Raw genomic sequence first — 19648 nt, forward strand, 5'->3', positions numbered from 1 at the left:
GCCGCGGCAAAGAAAGTAAGTGCCGCCCCGCACAGGGGCAACCCTGGCGAACCAAAAAGAAATGAAAACGACCGGCGCCGCAGGCAAACCAAAAAAACCAAAAACCAGCCCCCGGCAAGGCCCAACAGGTTGGCGAACCGACCCTATAGGTGTATAACTAGAACCTATCGAATTCACCGCACTGATTGGTCCCCCAATGACGCTCACCGAATTGAAATACATCGTCGCCGTCGCCCGCGAGCGGCATTTCGGCCGGGCAGCCGAGGCTTGTTTCGTCAGCCAGCCGACACTATCGGTGGCCATCAAGAAGCTCGAAGACGAACTCAACGTGCAGATCTTCGAACGCGGCACCAGCGAAGTCAGCGTCACCCCGATCGGCGAACAGATCGTCACGCAAGCCCAGCGCGTGCTCGAACAAACACTCGCCATCAAGGAAATTGCCAAACAGGGCAAAGACCCGCTAGTCGGACCGCTGCGCCTCGGCGTCATCTACACGATCGGGCCGTATCTATTGCCCACTCTCGTCAAGCAGATGATCAAGCGCGTCCCCCAGATGCCGCTGATGCTGCAGGAAAATTACACGATCAAGCTGATCGAACTGCTCAAACAAGGCGAAATCGACGTCGCCATCATGGCGCTGCCGTTCCCGGAAACCGGTCTGATGCAGCGACCCCTCTACGACGAGCCGTTCGTCGTCGCGCTGCCGTCAGGTCACGCGTGGGAAAACCGCCCGAAAATCGACGCCGAAGATCTCAAGCAGGAAACCATGCTGCTGCTCGGCAGCGGCCACTGCTTCCGCGATCACGTGCTCGGTGTATGCCCGGAACTGATGCGCTTCTCGCAAAACGCGGACGGCATCCAGAAAACCTTCGAAGGGTCGTCGCTCGAAACGATTCGCCATATGGTGGCAAGCGGCGTCGGAATCACCGTGATGCCGCGCATGTCGGTGCATGAAGTCAAACCGCATGCGGGCGGCATCGATTCAGGTCTGCTCAGCTATGTCGCTTTCGACGAACCCGTGCCGGACCGCCGCGTCGTACTCGCATGGCGCAAAAGCTTCACGCGGATGCCCGCGATCGAAGCAGTCAGCGACGCCATCAATGCCTGCGATCTGCCCGGCGTGAAGAAGCTCGATCTGCCCGTCGCGGTCAACTGAGCGACACGCAGATTAAAACCGCTCCGCCGCTTCCCCACGCGGCGGACGGCGACCCTGTCGCGGCATTGCGTCGATCAAGACGCCCACGCGGGCCGCCAGATGAAACGATAGCCGTTGCCCCTATTGAATAGATATAATTAATCAAACACGATTTATCGATAGCATTGTTATAGTTCCTCCATGGATCGCCCGATCCCATCAAGACCCGGAGGAAATCATGACGCAACCCAAGTCTCAGCCCGCCCGCGCCACAGCCGCTGAATCTGCCCGCGTTGTAACCGGAAATGTCAGTGCGTCGATCCGGAGCATGCGCACGGTGGCGATGTCACTGCTGGTCGATCGGGCCTTGTCGGCGTAAATCGCGCATAGGCCGCACGTCAATCGCAATTCGCCCGCTTCAAAAGCGCGCTGCGCCTCTCCCCACAATTCGTTTCCTATAACAGCCATCCAGGAGCTACGCAATGTCCGAACAGAAACTCACCAATGCGGCCGGCGCGCCCGTCGCCGACAATCAGAATTCAATGACCGCCGGCGCACGCGGTCCGGTCGTTCTGCAAGACGTCTGGCTGCTCGAAAAACTCGCTCACTTCGATCGTGAAGTGATTCCCGAGCGCCGCGTTCACGCGAAGGGTTCGGGCGCATTCGGCAAGCTGAAGGTCACGCACGACATCTCGCGCTACACGAAGGCGAAAGTGTTCGCCCAGGTCGGCAAGGAAACGCCGCTGTTCATGCGCTTTTCGACGGTGGCGGGCGAACGCGGCGCCGCCGATGCGGAACGCGACGTGCGCGGCTTCTCGATCAAGTTCTACACGGAAGAGGGCAACTGGGACGTGGTCGGCAACAACACGCCGGTGTTCTTCATCCGCGATCCGTTGAAGTTCCCCGACTTCATCCACACGCAAAAGCGCGATCCGTACACCAACATGCGCAGCAATGTCGCCGCGTGGGATTTCTGGGCGCGTCATCCGGAGTCGCTGCATCAGGTCACGATTCTGATGAGCGATCGCGGCATTCCGCAGAACTACCGTCAGATGCACGGCTTCGGCTCGCACACGTATTCGTTCATCAACGCGAACAACGAGCGTTTCTGGGTGAAGTTCCATTTCAAGTCGCTGCAAGGCATCGAGAACTTCACGGATGCGCAGGCCGCGCAAGTCGTCGCGCAAAATCGTGAGAGCGCGCAACACGATCTGCTGACGAACATCGACACAGGCAATTTCCCGAAATGGCGCTTCGCGATTCAGGTGATGCCGGAAGCCGAAGCAGCGCACTACCGCTTCAATCCGTTCGACATCACGAAGGTGTGGTCGCAGAAGGATTACCCGCTGATCGACGTCGGCACGATCGAGTTGAATCGCAACGCGCAGAATTATTTCGCGGACGTGGAGCAGGCGGCGTTCACGCCGGCTAACGTCGTGCCGGGTATCGGTTTTTCGCCGGACCGGCTGTTGCAAGGACGCCTGTTCTCGTACGGCGACACGCAGCGTTATCGCCTCGGCATCAATCACCATCAGATTCCGGTGAATGCGCCGCGTGTGCCGAGCCCGCACGCGTTCCATCGCGACGGCGCAATGCGTACGGACGGCAATCTCGGCGGCAACGTGAACTACGAGCCGAACCGTTTCGGCGACTTCGCGCAGGACGCCAACGCGTCCGAGCCGCCGCTCGCGGCGGGCGTGGTCGATCGTTACGATCATCGCGCGGACGACGATTACTACACGCAGCCGGGCATGCTGTTCTCGCTGTTCGACGACGCGCAGAAGAAGCGTCTGTTCGGCAACATCGCGCGTCACATCAATGGCGTGCCGCAGGACATCGTCGCGCGTCAGATCGAGCATTTCCGTCGCGCGGATCCGGCTTACGCGGAAGGTGTGATCGCCGCGATCGCCGAGCTTGCGGAAGGCAACGGCAAGTAAGCAATCGGCAAGCAAGCAGTCGAAGTGATGCGGCAAAGCGGGGCGCAACGGCGCCCCGCCGGTTTTGATACGAATCAGGGAAGCACGACCATGATCCAGATGATGATGTCCACCCTCGGCGGCTCGGCTGCCGCACGCGCCAGCCAACAGCAGCATGCATTGATGTTGCGCAAGATCGTCGGCCTTGCGATCGTCACGAGCGGATTCGCGGTGATCGTCGCACAGGTGCTGCAACACGCGTTCAGCGGCTGATTTCATGCGCGCTTCGGCGTGCGTCGCTTGGCCGCGCGCCGCACGAATGCGGCAGCGTTCTAAGATAAACTGTCGGGCGTTCTCATGGTTCAGGTTTGCCCGCGTGCAAGCCGTGAATCTGCCGACCGGTTCGTATCACTCTTCAAAGGAGTCATCATGGCCAAGAAAGAAGCCGTCCAGCACGTCAACATCGGAATCAACGACAAGGACCGCAAGAAGATTGCCGAAGGTCTGTCGCGTCTACTCGCCGACACCTACACGCTGTACCTGAAGACCCACAACTTCCACTGGAACGTCACGGGTCCGATGTTCAACACGCTGCATCTGATGTTCGAGACGCAGTACAACGAGCTGGCGCTCGCGGTCGATTCGATCGCCGAACGTATCCGCGCGCTGGGTGTGCATGCGCCGGGTAGCTATAAGGATTTCGCGAAGCTGTCGTCGATTCCGGAAGCGGACGGCGTGCCGGCCGCGGAAGAAATGATCCGCCAACTGGTGGAAGGTCAGGAAGCCGTAGTGCGCACCGCGCGCGCGATTTTCCCGTCGACGGAAGCCGCCAACGACGAGCCGACCGCCGACCTGCTGACGCAACGCATGCAAACGCATGAAAAAACTGCGTGGATGTTGAGGTCGATGCTGGCTTGAGTATTGAGTAGCGCGTTTAGCGACTCTTCTGTCGTGATGAACCGCACCCCGGAAGTTGGACATATGTTCAACTTCCGGGGTGTTTTTTATTGCGCGTAATGATCTTGCTGCCGCGCATGGAAGTCCGGGATTAGGCCGTTGTCCATTGTTCTCACTTGCTACTGATTTTCTTCGCCCTATAGCGGTGTAGGACGAGGTAGCAGAGGAAAAGAACTAAGCCCACAAATAGCGTAGCGACTAGCCAATAAAGCACCAGCGCAAGCGTTCCTATGTCTTCTGGGTTGTCCAGATATTCTGTCCCGGTTACGACCAGGCAGAGTCGAATAAATACCTCCACAAAAATCGGCATATTGAATGGCAGTGCATCGATGACATATGTCAGTTGCCATCCTCCGATTGCCGACGCCACGCACCAGCTAATGTAGAGCAGTGCGCGTTTCATGAATGACACTTCATTTGACCTCAACGGTTCCATAAGCTCTCAACGTAGAGCCCGGGACGGGCAGCATCTGTCCTCGAGAGCGGATGAATTTTTGAAGACGATCGAATTCATAAGGGGCGACGACCGTAATACAACCGTGGCTTAATCCCAAAGGGCCTTTGGGATGCAACCTGAAATTACCGCGCTTGATGCCGTTGATATTGGTTGTATCGCCTGTGGCCGGATTCCAGAGCATGAACCATGTATGTCTGTCGGTCGAGCCGTAGCCATGCGCATCCCACCAGTCGTACAGGAAACCCAAATAACCGCCCGATCGCCGATCTACGAGGTAATACGTCCCTTGTGGAAGCGGTCCAATGTTTTTTATGGCCGTATCGTCGGGATTGTCGCGGCCATGATCGGTTCCAGAAAATGCCTCTACTGGCACGGTTCCTTCGCATGTGAGAGTAGAGGTGGTCTGCCTATTGAGAACAAAAGTGCATTTGACGGGCATTCGATTTGCCCCGTCAATTTGTCGTGTTGTTCTTGATGTACAGCGTAGCGGTGATCGCGCCGCCACTTCCTCCGAGCCGGTTCTGTACGAAGTATTCGTGCTTCATTGTTGCAAACGAAAGGTGTACCTCTTCGTGACAAGTCTTGCCGCCGCCGACAGGCTCAACCTGAGTAACGACTACGTCGTACATCGTAATCTTCAGATACTCGAACGGCAATCCACCCGCCTTTCGCGCGGTCAATTTCACCTGGTCGATATGCTTGCCCATGAAGCAGTATTTGGCGAGATTCGGGCTGGCGCGGTCTAGCTCGTGAGTGAATTGCAAATCGGAAACCGTTGCCTTACCCGCGCCGCCGCCGGAACCCGACATCATGGTTGATTGCTGAGACACTTTCCAACGCCATCCGATCACATCAATGTCGTTCAGGTGAGCAGCATCTTGGGATTCACCGTCGATACCGTTGATTCTGATGAAAACATCGGCCATTCCAACTCCTGCTTATTGGTTTTCCACCGTCCCAAAACGGACAGAGAGAGAGCGTCACCGCCCGACACATACCTTGCGCAATAGAGTCAGATACGAGTATCAGAGTCGTCCGAAAATCTGAGTGGCGCGGAGAGGACACACGCATGTCCCATCGCCACTTCCCCCCAGCCCCTGCCACCGCGAAAGCTCCCCTCCCACCGCTTCCCGTAAAATAACGGCACTGCCTGCACTCGACCCCTTGCCGCCCATGTTCGCCCGCCTTCCCCTGTATCTGCGCCTCGTGCGCATGGACAAGCCGATCGGCAGCCTGCTGCTGCTATGGCCGACGCTCAACGCGCTGTGGATCGCCTCCGACGGGCACCCGTCGTGGCCGCTGCTGGTGATCTTCACGGTGGGTACGGTGCTGATGCGCTCGGCGGGCTGCGCGATCAACGATTACGCGGATCGCGATTTCGACCGCTACGTGAAGCGCACGGAGAACCGTCCGATCACGTCGGGCAAGATCAAGGCATGGGAAGCGGTGGCGCTCGCGGCGGGTCTCGCGTTGCTGGCGTTTCTTCTGATCTGGCCGCTGAATACGCTGACCAAGGAGTTGTCCGTGGCGGCGTTGTTCGTCGCCGGTTCATATCCGTTCACCAAGCGCTTCTTCGCGATTCCGCAGGCGTATCTGGGCATCGCGTTCGGCTTCGGCATTCCAATGGCGTTCGCCGCGATTCAGGACCACGTGCCGATGCTCGCGTGGGTCATGCTGCTCGCGAACGTGTTCTGGTCGGTTGCGTACGACACCGAATACGCGATGGTCGATCGCGACGACGACATCAAGATCGGCATCCGCACGTCGGCGCTGACCTTCGGCCGCTTCGACGTGCTCGCGATCATGCTGTGCTATGCGGCGACGCTCGGGATTTACGCCGGCATCGGCGTGATGCTCGGCTTCGGCGTGCTGTACTGGCTGGGTTGGGCCGCGGCGGTGGGCTGCGCGATCTATCACTACACGCTGATTCGCCATCGCGAGCGGAGGGCGTGCTTCGCCGCGTTCCGTCATAACAACTGGCTGGGCGGCGCGTTGTTCGTCGGCATTGCCGCACATTATGCGGCGGCTTCGTTTTAATGCTTCGCGTTGCTTCGAGGCCGCGTCCGCCAACGGCACTTACAGCTTGCCGAACTCGTCGCCCATTTCTCTTGCGCGCGCATCGGCGGCAAGCGCGCCGCGCACGATCGCATCCTTGATCCCGCTCGAGTCGAACGAAGCCAGAGCCGCCGCCGTCGTGCCGCCCTTCGACGTCACGCGTTCGCGCAACACGCTCGGCGGCTCGTCCGAATTCGCGGCCAGTTGTGCCGCGCCGGTGAAGGTCGCGACAGCCAATGCACGGCCTTGCGCTTCGTCCATCCCGAGTTGACGCGCGGCTTCCTGCAACGCTTCGATGAAATAGAACACGTAGGCCGGCCCGCTGCCTGAGATCGCGGTGACGGCGTCGATCTTCGCTTCGTCGTCGAACCAGACGGTTTCGCCGACCGCGCCCAGCACTTGCGACGCGAGCGCGCGACCCGCTTCGTCGACGCTGCCGGTGGCCACCAGACCCGTCACGCCCATGCCGATCAGCGCCGGCGTATTCGGCATCACGCGCACGATCCGTGCGTGGCCGTCGAGCCAGCGCGACAGGTCGTCCATGCGAATCCCCGCGACGATACTGACCGCCAGTTGCGACGCGCCCAGATGCGGCGCAAGCGTCTCGGCGACGCTCTTCAGGATCTGCGGCTTGACCGCCAGCACGACGGCGTCGTACGACGCGAGCGCGGCGTCGGCGGCGGCGCCCGTCCTGATGCCGAATTGCTGTTCATTGCGCTGGCGCGCGTCTTCGTTCGGATCGATCGCGTACAGATCCGCCGGCGCGACGCCGCGTTTGATGAGACCGCCGATCAGTGCGGCGGCCATGTTGCCACCGCCGATAAAAGCAATTTTCATGATGTTCCGGGAGAGGTTGCGTGGCAGGCCCGAAGCGGGCCGAGCCGGTCAGTTGGAGTAATCTCGCGCGCCGAAAATAGCCGTGCCGACACGTACGATCGTCGCGCCTTCCAGCACCGCGGCTTCGAGATCGCTCGACATGCCCATCGACAGCGTATCGAGTTCGAGCCCGTCGTCGATCAGGCGCTCGAACAGTTCGCGCAGTTGCCGGTGCGGCACGCGCTGTTCGTCGATGCCGCCGGCCGGTTCGGGAATCGCCATCAGGCCGCGCAGATTCAGTTTCGGCAGCGCGGCGATCTGCTGGGCGACCTCGACGGCTTCGGCAACGCTCACGCCGCTTTTCGACGCCTCGCCGCTGATGTTCACCTGCAGACATACGTTCAGCGGCGGCAGATCGTCAGGACGCTGTTCGGACAGACGCTGCGCGATCTTCAGGCGGTCGACCGAATGCACCCAGTCGAAACGCTCGGCGACCGGGCGCGTCTTGTTCGATTGCAAAGGTCCGATGAAATGCCATTCGATCGACGCGCGCAGATCGGCCAGCGCGTCGACTTTGGTGATCGCTTCCTGCACGTAGTTTTCACCGAACGCACGTTGTCCGACGGCGTATGCGGCGCGCACGTCTTCGGCGGGGAAGGTCTTGGAGACCGCGAGCAGATGGATCGAGCGCGTGTCGCGTCCGGCGACGTGCGCGGCGAGGGCGATGCGCTGCTGCACCGCTTCGAGGTTGTGAATCAGATCGGGCATGGCACGGAACCGGTAGTCCAGTGAGGGCGATGGACTGGATTATACGGACAGCATGTGCTCGACCAGTTCGATCCAGTGCGCGACCGGCGTGGACGTGCCGCTTTGCAGATGCGCAATGCAACCGACGTTCGCCGACACGATCACCTGCGGCTCCTGCTCCTGCAAGCGGCTCAACTTCTGATCCCGCAGCGCGTACGAGAGTTTCGGCTGCGTGAGCGAGTAGGTGCCGGCCGAACCGCAGCACAAATGATTGTCCGCGGGCAGACGCACTTCGATGCCGAGCGCGGCCAACAGATGTTCGACCTTGCCGCGCACCTGCTGCCCATGCTGCAGCGTGCACGGCGGATGAAACGCCACGGTGTGGATCGAGCGGCGCCGCGTGCGGGCCGCCAGCGCTTCTTCGAATTCCGGCAGGATCTCGGAGATGTCGCGCGTCAATTCGACGACTCTGCTTGCTTTCTCCGCATACGCGGGATCGTGGCGCAACAGGTGCGCATATTCCTTCACCGTCGCGCCGCAACCGGACGCGTTCATCACGATCGCCTCGACGCCCTGTTCGATGTACGGCCACCATGCGTCGATGTTGGTGCGCAGGTCGTCGAGCGCGTCGTCGTTGTAGCCGAGATGCAGGCGGATCGCGCCGCAGCAGCCGGCCTCGGGCGCGATCAGCGTTTCGACGCCGAGCGCGTCGAGCACGCGAGCGGTCGCGATATTCACGTTCGGCATCATCGACGGTTGCACGCATCCCGCGAGCATCAGCATCTTGCGCGGATGTTTCGCGACCGGCCATTCGAGCGGACGCTGCCGCGCGGGCACCTTGTCGCGCAGCTTCTTCGGCAGCAGCGCGCGGACGTGCTGGCCGAGCCGCATGGTCGGCGTGAAGAGCGCGCTGTTCGGCACGAAGCTCGCGAGCAGCCGGCGCACCAGCCGTTGACCGAGCGGCCGCGTGACTTTTTCCTCGGTGATCTTGCGGCCGATCTCGACCAGCCGCCCATATTGGACGCCGGACGGGCACGTGCTTTCGCAGTTGCGGCACGTCAGGCAGCGGTCCAGATGCACTTGCGTGCTGCGCGTGACGGTGGCGCCTTCCACCATCTGCTTGATCAGATAGATGCGGCCGCGCGGCCCGTCGAGTTCGTCGCCGAGAATCTGGTAGGTCGGGCAGGTGGCCGTGCAGAAACCGCAGTGCACGCAATTGCGCAGGATGGCGTCGGCTTCGTCGCCGTCCGGCGTGTTGCGAATGAAGTCCGCGAGGTTGGTTTGCATCGCGCGCTCAGAAGTCGGGGTAGAGACGGCCGCGATTGAAAATGCGGGCTGGATCGAAGGCGGTTTTCAGGCCGCGATGGATTTTCATCAACGGCGTGGGCAGCGGCGTGAAGACACCGGCGCTGCGGTCATAGCCGTGGCCTGCACGAAAGATCGTCGCGTGGCCGCCGGCCTGCTTCGCGCTGATGCGCACGGTTTGCGCGTCGGTGTCGGTGATCCACCAGCGCTGGCCGCCGCCCCATTCCATCAATTGCGCGCCCGGCAGTTGCAGCGGTTCAGTGATCGACGGCAACGCGAGGCGCCAGAGCGCGGCCTTCGGTTCGATCGCCGCAAAAAATGGATCGGTCTGCTCGCGCAAGCCGGCCCAGAAGCGCTCCGCTTCCACCGCGTCGACCACTTCGCCGCCGAGTCCGATGCGCGCCGATTTGACCGCGGCTTCCGCGCCGGCGAGCCGCACCGCGAGCGTGCCGTGCCGCCATGCGCTTGCTGTGATCGGCAGCGGCCGGCCGCCCCATTCATTGAGCTTGCGGACCGCGTCGGTGCCGTTCATGTCGAATTTGAGCGTGGCTTCGGCTTGCGGAAGCGGCAAGACCTTGACGGACAGTTCGAGGATCAGCCCGAGCGTGCCGAGCGAGCCGGCCAGCAGACGCGATACGTCATAACCGGCGACGTTCTTCACCACCTGGCCGCCAAAATGCAGCTTCTGGCCGTGGCCGTTCATGATCGCCGCGCCGAGTACGAAGTCGCGCGCGGCGCCGGCGGCAGGGCGTCGCGGACCGGCAATGCCGGCGGCGATGCAGCCGCCAAAGGTGGCCTGCGGGCCGAAATGCGGGGGCTCGAATGCGAGCATCTGATGATGGTCGGCGAGCACGGCCTCGATCTCCAGCAAGGGCGTGCCCGCGCGCGCGGTGATCACGAGCTCGGCCGGATCGTAAGCGATGATGCCGCGATAAGCGCGCGTGTCGAGGATTTCACCTTCCAGTGTCTGACCGTACCAGTCTTTGGTGCCGCCGCCACGGACGCGCAACGTGCGCCCTTCGGCGCTGGCCGAACGTACGCGTTCGGACCAAACCGCGACGATGTCGTCCTCTTCCATGGTGTCCTGCGTCGTTATGTTTCGTTGTGTCGCGGTTGATTGTACCGGGCGGCGGCGCGCTGACAACCCGGAGCGGACCCGCATCGTGAGGGCGAGAGACGCCGCGCGGGCACGCTATGCGCGGCATATCGATGCGCGCCGGATCGAAGCCGGCCGCACATGAAGCACGGCCGCACGCCTGTGCTAGAAGCGCGGCAGATCCGGGTGCGGCAACAAGCCGCCGCGCACGTGCATCTTGCCGTACTCGGCGCAGCGCGCTCGCGTGGGGATGCCTTTGTCGGGGTTCAGCAGCCCCGGAGGATCGAACGCGCGCTTGACCGCGTGAAACGCGTCGCGCTCTTCCGGCGAAAACTGCACGCACATCGAGTTGATCTTCTCGATGCCGACACCGTGTTCGCCCGTCACCGTGCCGCCCAGTTCGACGCACGTCTCGAGGATGTCGCTACCGAACGCCTCGGCGCGGTGCCACTCGTCCAGATCGTTGCCGTTGAACAGGATCAGCGGATGCATGTTGCCGTCGCCGGCGTGGAATACGTTGATGCAGCGCAGTCCGTATTTCTTCTCCATGGTTTCGATGCGCGCGAGAAGCGGTCCGATGCTGCGGCGCGGTACGGTGCCGTCCATGCAGTAGTAGTCGGGCGAAATGCGGCCGGCGGCCGGAAACGCGTTCTTGCGTCCCGACCAGAAGCGCAGGCGCTCGCTTTCCGAACGCGAAATCTGGATGCGCGTGGCGCCCTGTTCGCGCAATACCGCGGTCATGCGGACGATTTCGTCGGCGACTTCTTCCGGCGTGCCGTCCGACTCGCATAGCAGGATCGCCGCGGCGTCGAGGTCGTAGCCGGCGTTGACGAATTCCTCGACGGCGCGCGTGGCGGGCTTGTCCATCATCTCCAGACCGGCCGGAATGATGCCCGCCGCGATGATGCCGGCGACCGCGTCGCCGCCTTTCACGACGTCGTCGAAACTGGCCATGATGACCTGCGCCATTTGCGGCTTCGGAATCAGCTTGACGGTGACCTCGGTGACGATCGCGAACATTCCTTCGCTGCCGATCAGCACCGCGAGCAGGTCGAGGCCGGGCGCGTCCGGCGCGAGCGAACCGAACTCGACGATTTCGCCTTCCATGGTGACCGCACGCACGCGTAATACGTTGTGCACAGTGAGGCCGTATTTGAGGCAGTGCACGCCGCCCGAATTCTCCGACACGTTGCCGCCGATCGTGCAGGCAATCTGCGACGAAGGATCGGGCGCGTAGTACAGCCCGTACGGCGCGGCCGCTTCGGAAATCGACAGATTGCGCACGCCGGGCTGTACGGTCGCGGTGCGCGCGTAGGAATCGACTTCGACGATCTTCCTGAAGCGCGCGAGCGACACCACCACGCCATGGCGAATCGGCATCGCGCCGCCCGACAGACCGGTGCCCGCGCCGCGCGGCACGATCGGCACGTCGAGCCGATGGCAGATCTGCACGATCCGCTGCACCTGCGATTCCGTCTCCGGCAGCGCGACCGCGAGCGGCAGACGCCGATAGGCGGCAAGGCCGTCGCACTCGTACGCGACCGTGTCTTCTTCGCGATACAGCAGGCAGTGCGTGGGCAGCACCGCCATCAGCGCCTGCACGACTTCGCGCTGGCGCTGGGCGAGTACTTCGGCCGTCAGTTCAGCGGGGGCGTTCATGTGACTTGTCTCCTCGTACCTCATACGCTGCGCGCTGTGGGCGACCTTCACGCCGCCCAGGAAAAGATCTTCCCGGGGTTCATCAGATTGTGCGGATCGAGCGAGTGTTTGATCGCGCGCATCGTGTCGATCGCGACGTCGCCATGCTCTTCCAGCAGGAACGCCATCTTGTGCAGCCCCACGCCGTGCTCGCCGGTGCAGGTGCCGTCCATGCGCAGTGCGCGTTGCACGATGCGATGATTCAGCCGCTCGGCTTCGACGAGTTCTTCAGGCTTGTTCGGGTCGATCAGGATTGCGACGTGGAAATTGCCGTCGCCCACATGGCCGACGATCGGGCAGGGCAGCGGCGACGCGTTCAGGTCCTGCTCGGTTTCCTCGACGCATTCCGCGAGACGCGAGATCGGCACGCAGACGTCGGTCGTGACCGCGCGGCAACCGGGCTTGAGCTGCAGCATCGCGAAATAGGCGTTGTGACGCGCGTTCCACAGGCGGCTGCGGTCTTCCGGACGGGTTGCCCACTCGAAGCCTTCGCCCGCGTTCTGCGCGGCGATGTCTTGCACCAGTTCCGCCTGCTCCTTGACACCGGCTTCGGTGCCGTGAAATTCGAAGAACAGCGTGGGCGCCTCGCGCAGGCTCAGATTCGAATGACGGTTGATCGAGCGGATCGCCAGCGAGTCGACGAATTCCACGCGCGCGATCGGCACGCCGATCTGGATCGTTTCGATGACCGCGCGCACCGCGTCGCCCATCGACGGAAACGTGCAGACGGCCGCGGACACCGCTTCGGGCTGCGGATAGAGCCGCACCGTGATTTCGGTAATCACGCCGAGCGTGCCTTCCGAACCGACGAACAGGCGCGTGAGGTCGTAACCCGCCGACGATTTGCGTGCCCGCGTGCCGGTTTTGATCACGCGACCGTCGGCGAGCACGACCGTCAGCCCGAGCACGTTTTCGCGCATCGTGCCGTAGCGCACGGCGTTGGTGCCCGACGCACGCGTTGCCGACATGCCGCCGATGCTCGCGTCCGCGCCCGGGTCGATCGGGAAAAACAGCCCGGTGTCGCGCAGCGCTTCGTTCAATTGTTTGCGCGAGATGCCGGGCTCGACGGTGACGGTCAGGTCTTCCGGATTGATCGACAGCACGCGGTTCATTTCCGACAGATCGATCGACACACCGCCTTGTACGGCCAGCAAATGTCCTTCCAGCGACGAACCGTTGCCGTACGGAATGATCGGCACGTTGTACCGGCCGCACAGCCGGACGACGGTTTGCACGTCTTCGGTGGTGCGGGCGAACACGACGGCGTCGGGCAGTTGCGGATCGAACGGGGATTCATCGCGGCCATGATGGGCGCGGACTGCCTCGGCGGTGGACACGCGCTCGGCAAACGCGGCTTTGAGCTCGGCCAGCAGCTCGGCGGGAAACGGCCGGCGCAGCGGGGCCGGCGGCACGGGATGGTTCACGCATGTCTCCTGATATCGGGGGGCGGCTGGGTTTGCAGCAGGTGTTTCATTTTACGCCGATCCCCCGTGGGCCAGCGTGGGCGCTGGCAGCGCTCCTATAATGGCGGCGACCTCGCGATGCGCGCAATATGGATAAACGCGATGGCCCGGACGCCGTCCCGCGCTGCCGCCTCGCTTCCGGCATTGCTTCTTGCATCGCTTCTTGCATCGCTACTGAATTGCATCGGAGACATCATGGGCAACCGCTTGAGCAAGATCGCCACCCGCACCGGCGACGACGGCACCACGGGGCTCGGCGACGGCCGCCGTGTGCGCAAGGACAGCGCGCGCATCGCCGCCATCGGCGAAGTCGACGAACTCAACTCGAACCTCGGCGTGTTGCTCTGCGAGACGCTGCCGGACAACGTGCGTGCGGCGCTGGTCGCAATCCAGCACGACCTGTTCGACCTGGGCGGCGAACTCTGCATTCCCGGTCACACGATGATCACCGACCGTCATCTGGCTCAACTCGACGACTGGCTCGCCGACTACAACGCGAGCCTGTCGCCACTGAAGGAGTTCATCCTGCCCGGCGGCTCGCGTTCGGCCGCGTTGGCGCATGTGTGCCGAACGGTGTGCCGCCGCGCGGAACGCGCGATCGTCTCGTTGGGCGAGGACGAGAGGATCAATGCCGCGCCGCGTCAATATGTGAACCGGCTGTCCGACCTGCTGTTCGTCCTCGCGCGCGTGCTCAACCGCGCGGATGGGGGCACCGACGTGCTCTGGAAACACGAGCGCAGCGCCGGCTAGCAGCGTTTTCACACCTTAAGCGACTCACCATTCGACCTGCGACAATCTGTCTTCGCGAAAGTACGTCCTTAAAGATGTATCGTAAATGCATCTTTAAGGAGAAGTACGGATGACCGCCCTCACAACCGACCAGATGGCCCGCGTCAAGGCCACAGTGCCTGTCCTCGCCGAGCACGGCACGACCATCACGAAGCACTTCTACAAGCGGATGTTCGCGCAGCATCCCGAGTTGAAGAACGTGTTCAACCAGACCCACCAGCAGAGCGGCAATCAGCCGGAAACGCTGGCGAGAGCGGTGTACGCATATGCCGCCAACATCGACAATCTCGGCGCGCTCGGCCCGACGGTTACCCGCATTGCGCACAAGCACGCCAGCCTGAACATCCGGCCGGAACACTATCCGATCGTCGGGCGCCATCTGTTGGGCGCGATGGTCGACGTGCTGGGCGACGCGGTAGATCAGGAAACGCTTGGCGCATGGAAGGCGGCCTACGGGCAACTCGCGGAAATCTTCATCGGCACCGAGGCGAAGCTGTACGAAGGTGCTGCGTGGAGCGGATTCCGGCCTTTCAAGGTCGCTCGCAAGGAAGTGGAGAGCGACGAGATCACGTCGTTTTATCTGACGCCCGCGGACGGCGCGCCGGCTTGCGGCTTCGAGCCCGGCCAGTACGTGAGCGTTACGCGTTTCGTCGACAAACTGGGCGTGGATCAACCGCGCCAATACAGTTTGTCCGACGCACCGAACGGAAAATGGCTGCGTATCTCGGTGAAGCGTGAAGCTGGGCGCGAAGATGCCGCGCCGGGCCACGTGTCGAACCTGATGCACGACGGCGTGGCCGCGGGTGAGGTGGTGCGCGTGAGCGCGCCGATGGGCGACTTCACGCTGGATCTTAAGCAGACCACGCCTGTGGTGCTGATCAGCGGCGGTGTGGGCGTGACGCCGATGACTTCCATGCTGGCCTCGTTGCTCGCGGAGCCCGGCGAGCGCCGGGTGAGCTTCGTGCATGCGTGCCGCAATGGCCGTGTGCATGCTTTCCGGCAATGGCTGAACGATCAGGTTGCCGGGCATCCGAACGTGACTCGCGCCGTGTTCTACGAAGCGCTCGAAGAAACCGACCGCGCCGGCATCGACCACGATTTCGAAGGCCGCCTCGATCTGACGAAAATCGCCGACCAGGTGATCGTGCCGGACGCCGACTATTACGTCTGCGGGCCCGTGCCGTTCATGCGCGCGCAGTGTGAAGTGCTCGAAGCGTTGGGCGTGGAGCCCATGCGGATTCACACCGAAGTGTTCGGCTCAGGCACGGTGCAGTAACACGGTGCAGTAATACTGCGCCGCCTCGCGAGCCGGCCAGCGACATGGATAAGGCGAAGCGGCGAGAGCCGCGCGCCTTATCCGATTGCCAGCGTGACGGGTTTGCCAATGCGGCTCATCATTTCGACCAGCGTATCGATAGTGAACTTGGTGGTCTTCTTGTTGACCACGTCGGACACGCGCGGCCGGGACACCATCAGAATTTCCGCTGCCTCGGCCTGCTTCAAATGATGTTGATCGATCCAGCTCGACAACTCGGTCATCAATTGTTCCTTGAGCAAGCGCGTGTCGTTGATCTGCTTTTGCGATGCAGCGTAAAGGCGTGCGGCCTCAGCGGCGGAAAAGCCAAGTTCGAGAAACAGGTTTGCGCCGGGCTGAGTTACGTGACGGATTTTGGTGTCGATCGTCATTTGCTAAGTTTTCCTATCATTCAAGATTGCGCGATACCGTGTCTCGGCGATCTTTCTGTCGTGTGGTCCAAGCTTCTGCGTTTTCTTCCTGAAGCAGTGCAATACGTACAGCGCTTCGACGAACTTCGTGACGTACATGACGCGGTAAATGCCGTCCGTTTCCTTGATTCGAATCTCGCGCGTGCCGGCTCCAATTGAATCGAACGGCTTCCAGTCGTCAGGATCGAGACCTGCCTGAATCTTGCTCAACTGAAACCCTGCGAGACGGCGCGGCTCTTCAGGAAATTCCAATAAATCGCGATAACTGGAGCCCATCCAGCGAATTTCTTTTTCCTTCCCCATAGCCGCCCTTCATGTACAAAATCTTATACGCAACGCTCACCTGGGTCAAGCCTCGTTCGGCCCTTGTTCGACCCGGCACTGAGTTGTTACGGTACAGAGGCGGCCGACGGAGCACCATTCGTCCGTTCGGCTAATACGGCCATAAAAAAACCCGGCTCGACGAACCGGGTTTCGATGTACTGCCTGAGCGATCGCGCGGTTCTAGTTACCGCTGCCGCGTGCCACGCGCCGTTGCTTGACGGCTTCGGCGAGACCTTCCAGCACCGCCACGCTTTCGTCCCAGCCGATACAGGCGTCGGTGATGCTCTGGCCGTACGTTAGCGCGCAGCCTTCCTGCAAATCCTGGCGCCCCGCCACCAGATGCGATTCCACCATTACGCCGACAATCCGTTCGTCCCCCGAAGCAATCTGGCGGCCGATGTCCGCGCACACCGGAATCTGGTTCTCGTGCTTTTTCGAGCTGTTCGCGTGGCTCGCGTCGATCATCAGACGCGCGGCGAGGCCCGCTTTGCCGATGTCGGCGCAGGCCGCGTTGACGCTGTCCGCGTCGTAGTTCGGCGTCTTGCCGCCGCGCAGGATGATGTGGCAATCCTCATTGCCGGCGGTCGAGACGATCGCCGAATGGCCGCCCTTGGTGACCGACAGGAAATGGTGCGGCTGCGACGCGGCCTTGATCGCGTCGACCGCGATCTTCACATTGCCGTCGGTGCCGTTCTTGAAACCGACCGGGCACGACAGCCCCGAAGCCAGTTCGCGGTGCACTTGCGACTCGGTCGTGCGCGCGCCGATCGCGCCCCACGAGATCAGATCGGCGATGTATTGCGGGCTGATCATGTCGAGGTATTCGGTGCCGGCCGGCAGCCCGAGTTCGTTGATGCGCAACAGCAACTCGCGCGCGGTGCGCAGGCCGTCGTTGATCTTGAAGCTGTTGTCCATGTGCGGGTCGTTGATGAGACCCTTCCAGCCCACTGTCGTGCGCGGCTTTTCGAAATACACGCGCATCACGATCTCGAGCTCGCCGGCGAAGCGCTTGCGCTGTTCGATCAGGCGGCCGGCGTATTCCAGCGCCGCTTTGGTGTCGTGAATCGAGCACGGGCCGATGATCACGATCAGCCGGTCTTCCATGCCGTGCAGGATGCGATGCATCGCAGTGCGCGAGTGGTAGATCACGTTGGACACCGTTTCGTCGCAGGCGAATTCGCGGATCAGGTGAGCGGGCGGCGTGAGTTCTTTCAATTCGCGGATGCGGACATCGTCGGTGTTGTGGGGGGGCATGGTTATTCTCCTGAAGCGGTTCGTAGCGTGTTCGCGCTGGACAACGAAGGCTGCGATCAGGAAGCGATCAACGCAGCGATGCCAGGGCGGACAACAATCAAAAAATAGTCAACGACAAAAGTTTCAAAGGCATGAGGCGAAAAAAAAACCGCCAGGCTAGCTGGCGGTTTTTCGGGAATTCCTGGTGTCCTGCGTGCACTAACACCCCTCTCGATCCGCCAGCGGTCTGAGATACCAAAAAAAGTAAAAGTAAAACTTGGCGGACATGGCGAAATAGGTCGCTGGTCAAAAAGGGTGAGTGACTTTATAACCCGCTCAAGCTCGGCTGACAAGCTGAAGCGGGTGAAAATGCGGAAAATCCGCATACTTCATGCATTTTGCGCACGAAGTATGCGTGCAGATCAAAAATCAGGCGGTGCCGCCCACTGTCATGCGGTCGATGCGCAGCGTCGGCTGGCCGACGCCGACCGGCACGCTCTGGCCTTCCTTCCCGCATACGCCGACGCCCGAATCGAGCTTCATGTCGTTGCCGATCATGCTGACGAACTTCAGCGATTCCGGGCCGCTGCCGATCAACGTCGCGCCCTTGACCGGATACGTGATCTTGCCGTTTTCGATCATGTACGCCTCGGACGCCGAGAACACGAACTTGCCGTTGGTGATGTCGACCTGGCCGCCGCCGAAGTTCACCGCGTACAAACCGTTCTTCACGGACTGGATGATTTCCTGCGGGTCCTTGTCGCCATTGAGCATGTACGTGTTGGTCATGCGCGGCATCGGCAGCGCGGCGTACGATTCGCGGCGCGCGTTACCCGTGACGGGCATCTTCATCAGACGCGCGTTCAGCGTGTCCTGGATGTAGCCCTTCAGGATGCCGTCTTCGATCAGCGTCGTGCACTGCGTCGGATTGCCTTCGTCGTCGATGTTCAGCGACCCGCGACGGTTCGGCAGCGTGCCGTCGTCGACCACGGTGACGCCCTTCGCCGCGACCTGCTCGCCGATACGCCCCGCGAACGCCGACGAACCCTTGCGGTTGAAGTCGCCTTCCAGGCCGTGGCCGATCGCTTCGTGCAACAGCACGCCGGGCCAGCCCGGCCCGAGCACGACGGTCATCGCGCCGGCCGGAGCCGGGCGCGCGTCGAGGTTCACGAGCGCCGCATGCACCGCGTCGTCGACATACTTCGACAGTACTTCGTCGGTGAAATAGCCGTAGTCGAAGCGGCCGCCGCCGCCGCCGCTGCCGATTTCGCGGCGGCCGTTCTGCTCGGCGATCACGGTGACCGAGACGCGCACCAGCGGCCGGATGTCGGCCGCGAAGCCGCCGTCGCTGCGAGCGACCAGCACCACGTCGTATTCGCCGGCGAGGCCCGCCATCACCTGCTGGATGCGCGGATCGCGGCCGCGCGCCATCTTTTCGATGCGCTCGAGCAGCTTGACTTTGGCGGTTGCGTCGAGGGAGTGCAGCGGATCGGCCGGCAGATACAGATCGCGCCCGGCAATGCCGGTCAGCGACGTGGCCGCCTTGATCTTCTGCTTGCCGCCGCCCGCCTTGGCGATCGAACGGGTCGCGAGTGCGGCCTGCCGGATCGCTTCGGGCGACAGGTCGTCCGAATACGCGAAGGCCGTGCGGTCGCCCGACACGGCACGCACGCCGACGCCCTGGTCGATGCTGAAGCTGCCCGACTTGACGATGCCTTCTTCGAGACTCCACGCTTCGCTGCGCGTGTACTGGAAGTACAGATCGGCGTAGTCGATCTTGTGCGTGAAGATTTCGGCGAGCGTGCGGGTGAGCAGGGCTTCGTCGAGACCGTAGGGCGTCAGGAGAATGTCCTTGGCGGTGACGAGATTACGGATACCGGGTTCGATGATGTTCATGCGAAGTATGTTCTGCTCGATACGAAGGATTCGGTT

22 protein-coding genes are annotated in these 19648 nt (G+C 62.1%); 8 read left to right on the top strand and 14 right to left on the bottom strand.

Annotated features, from left to right (window positions below; genetic code table 11):
• Positions 1 to 196 precede the first annotated feature (196 nt).
• From PQQ51_RS29010 to PQQ51_RS29030, 5 genes are all read left to right on the top strand, one after another.
• Complete coding sequence (locus PQQ51_RS29010) at positions 197 to 1156, top strand: hydrogen peroxide-inducible genes activator (RefSeq protein WP_408500634.1); 960 nt, start codon at positions 197 to 199, stop codon at positions 1154 to 1156.
• 217 nt (positions 1157 to 1373) lie between these two features.
• Positions 1374 to 1514: a hypothetical protein gene (locus PQQ51_RS29015; protein WP_408500635.1), complete on the top strand. Its 141-nt coding sequence runs from the start codon at positions 1374 to 1376 to the stop codon at positions 1512 to 1514.
• Positions 1515 to 1617: 103 nt separating this feature from the next.
• Positions 1618 to 3072 (top strand): catalase, encoded by a 1455-nt coding sequence (locus tag PQQ51_RS29020; protein ID WP_408500636.1) that lies wholly within the window; start codon positions 1618 to 1620, stop codon positions 3070 to 3072.
• Positions 3073 to 3162: 90 nt separating this feature from the next.
• Positions 3163 to 3324: a hypothetical protein gene (locus PQQ51_RS29025; protein ID WP_408500637.1), complete on the top strand. Its 162-nt coding sequence runs from the start codon at positions 3163 to 3165 to the stop codon at positions 3322 to 3324.
• A gap of 156 nt (positions 3325 to 3480) precedes the next feature.
• Entirely contained in the window at positions 3481 to 3969 is a 489-nt protein-coding gene (locus PQQ51_RS29030; RefSeq protein ID WP_408500638.1) for a Dps family protein, read from the top strand.
• Positions 3970 to 4120: 151 nt separating this feature from the next.
• Here PQQ51_RS29030 and PQQ51_RS29035 read toward each other — a convergent pair whose 3' ends face one another.
• Genes PQQ51_RS29035 through PQQ51_RS29045 form a run of 3 tightly spaced genes read right to left on the bottom strand, consistent with a single transcriptional unit; the run spans position 4121 to position 5391 of the window.
• Positions 4121 to 4411: a hypothetical protein gene (locus tag PQQ51_RS29035; protein ID WP_408500639.1), complete on the bottom strand. Its 291-nt coding sequence runs from the start codon at positions 4409 to 4411 to the stop codon at positions 4121 to 4123.
• 10 nt (positions 4412 to 4421) lie between these two features.
• On the bottom strand, positions 4422 to 4904 hold the full coding sequence (locus PQQ51_RS29040; protein ID WP_408500640.1) for a DUF2778 domain-containing protein: 483 nt from the start codon (positions 4902 to 4904) through the stop codon (positions 4422 to 4424).
• Positions 4905 to 4917: 13 nt separating this feature from the next.
• A complete protein-coding gene (locus PQQ51_RS29045; protein WP_408500641.1) occupies positions 4918 to 5391 on the bottom strand; it encodes an Hcp family type VI secretion system effector in 474 nt (157 codons plus the stop codon).
• Positions 5392 to 5638: 247 nt separating this feature from the next.
• Here PQQ51_RS29045 and ubiA point away from each other — a divergent pair, with 247 nt between their 5' ends.
• Positions 5639 to 6502 (top strand): 4-hydroxybenzoate octaprenyltransferase, encoded by an 864-nt coding sequence (ubiA, locus tag PQQ51_RS29050; protein WP_408500642.1) that lies wholly within the window; start codon positions 5639 to 5641, stop codon positions 6500 to 6502.
• 39 nt (positions 6503 to 6541) lie between these two features.
• Here the strand turns inward: ubiA and proC are convergent, their stop codons facing one another.
• The 6 genes from proC to PQQ51_RS29080 all read right to left on the bottom strand — a co-directional run bounded on the left by proC (position 6542) and on the right by PQQ51_RS29080 (position 13606).
• Entirely contained in the window at positions 6542 to 7357 is an 816-nt protein-coding gene (gene proC, locus PQQ51_RS29055; RefSeq protein WP_408500643.1) for a pyrroline-5-carboxylate reductase, read from the bottom strand.
• Positions 7358 to 7405: 48 nt separating this feature from the next.
• Positions 7406 to 8104 carry a YggS family pyridoxal phosphate-dependent enzyme gene (locus PQQ51_RS29060; protein ID WP_408500644.1) on the bottom strand — a complete coding sequence of 233 codons (699 nt, stop codon included), beginning with the start codon at positions 8102 to 8104 and terminating at the stop codon, positions 7406 to 7408.
• A 39-nt stretch (positions 8105 to 8143) separates the two neighbouring features.
• Entirely contained in the window at positions 8144 to 9370 is a 1227-nt protein-coding gene (glcF, locus tag PQQ51_RS29065) for a glycolate oxidase subunit GlcF (RefSeq protein WP_408500645.1), read from the bottom strand.
• Between the two features lie 7 nt (positions 9371 to 9377).
• Positions 9378 to 10466: a glycolate oxidase subunit GlcE gene (gene glcE / locus PQQ51_RS29070; protein ID WP_408500646.1), complete on the bottom strand. Its 1089-nt coding sequence runs from the start codon at positions 10464 to 10466 to the stop codon at positions 9378 to 9380.
• A 183-nt stretch (positions 10467 to 10649) separates the two neighbouring features.
• On the bottom strand, positions 10650 to 12143 hold the full coding sequence (locus PQQ51_RS29075) for an FAD-linked oxidase C-terminal domain-containing protein (protein WP_408500647.1): 1494 nt from the start codon (positions 12141 to 12143) through the stop codon (positions 10650 to 10652).
• 47 nt (positions 12144 to 12190) lie between these two features.
• Positions 12191 to 13606, bottom strand: coding sequence for an FAD-linked oxidase C-terminal domain-containing protein (locus PQQ51_RS29080; protein WP_408500648.1), 1416 nt, complete (start codon positions 13604 to 13606; stop codon positions 12191 to 12193).
• 234 nt (positions 13607 to 13840) lie between these two features.
• Here PQQ51_RS29080 and PQQ51_RS29085 point away from each other — a divergent pair, with 234 nt between their 5' ends.
• Both PQQ51_RS29085 and hmpA read left to right on the top strand, forming a co-directional pair.
• Positions 13841 to 14395: a cob(I)yrinic acid a,c-diamide adenosyltransferase gene (locus PQQ51_RS29085; RefSeq protein WP_408500649.1), complete on the top strand. Its 555-nt coding sequence runs from the start codon at positions 13841 to 13843 to the stop codon at positions 14393 to 14395.
• Positions 14396 to 14504: 109 nt separating this feature from the next.
• Complete coding sequence (hmpA, locus tag PQQ51_RS29090) at positions 14505 to 15710, top strand: NO-inducible flavohemoprotein (RefSeq protein ID WP_408500650.1); 1206 nt, start codon at positions 14505 to 14507, stop codon at positions 15708 to 15710.
• A gap of 77 nt (positions 15711 to 15787) precedes the next feature.
• Here the strand turns inward: hmpA and PQQ51_RS29095 are convergent, their stop codons facing one another.
• The 5 genes from PQQ51_RS29095 to tldD form a co-directional block, all read right to left on the bottom strand.
• Complete coding sequence (locus PQQ51_RS29095) at positions 15788 to 16120, bottom strand: helix-turn-helix domain-containing protein (protein WP_408500651.1); 333 nt, start codon at positions 16118 to 16120, stop codon at positions 15788 to 15790.
• Positions 16121 to 16123: 3 nt separating this feature from the next.
• Positions 16124 to 16462 (bottom strand): type II toxin-antitoxin system RelE/ParE family toxin, encoded by a 339-nt coding sequence (locus tag PQQ51_RS29100; protein ID WP_408500652.1) that lies wholly within the window; start codon positions 16460 to 16462, stop codon positions 16124 to 16126.
• Positions 16463 to 16663: 201 nt separating this feature from the next.
• Positions 16664 to 17737 (bottom strand): 3-deoxy-7-phosphoheptulonate synthase AroG, encoded by a 1074-nt coding sequence (gene aroG / locus PQQ51_RS29105; protein WP_408500653.1) that lies wholly within the window; start codon positions 17735 to 17737, stop codon positions 16664 to 16666.
• A gap of 56 nt (positions 17738 to 17793) precedes the next feature.
• Complete coding sequence (locus PQQ51_RS29110; RefSeq protein ID WP_408500654.1) at positions 17794 to 18102, bottom strand: hypothetical protein; 309 nt, start codon at positions 18100 to 18102, stop codon at positions 17794 to 17796.
• Positions 18103 to 18145: 43 nt separating this feature from the next.
• Positions 18146 to 19612: a metalloprotease TldD gene (gene tldD / locus PQQ51_RS29115; protein ID WP_408500655.1), complete on the bottom strand. Its 1467-nt coding sequence runs from the start codon at positions 19610 to 19612 to the stop codon at positions 18146 to 18148.
• Positions 19613 to 19648: the final 36 nt, after the last annotated feature.

Origin of the sequence: Paraburkholderia xenovorans (assembly GCF_046030735.1) — a bacterium.
Lineage (GTDB): Bacteria > Pseudomonadota > Gammaproteobacteria > Burkholderiales > Burkholderiaceae > Paraburkholderia > Paraburkholderia xenovorans_A.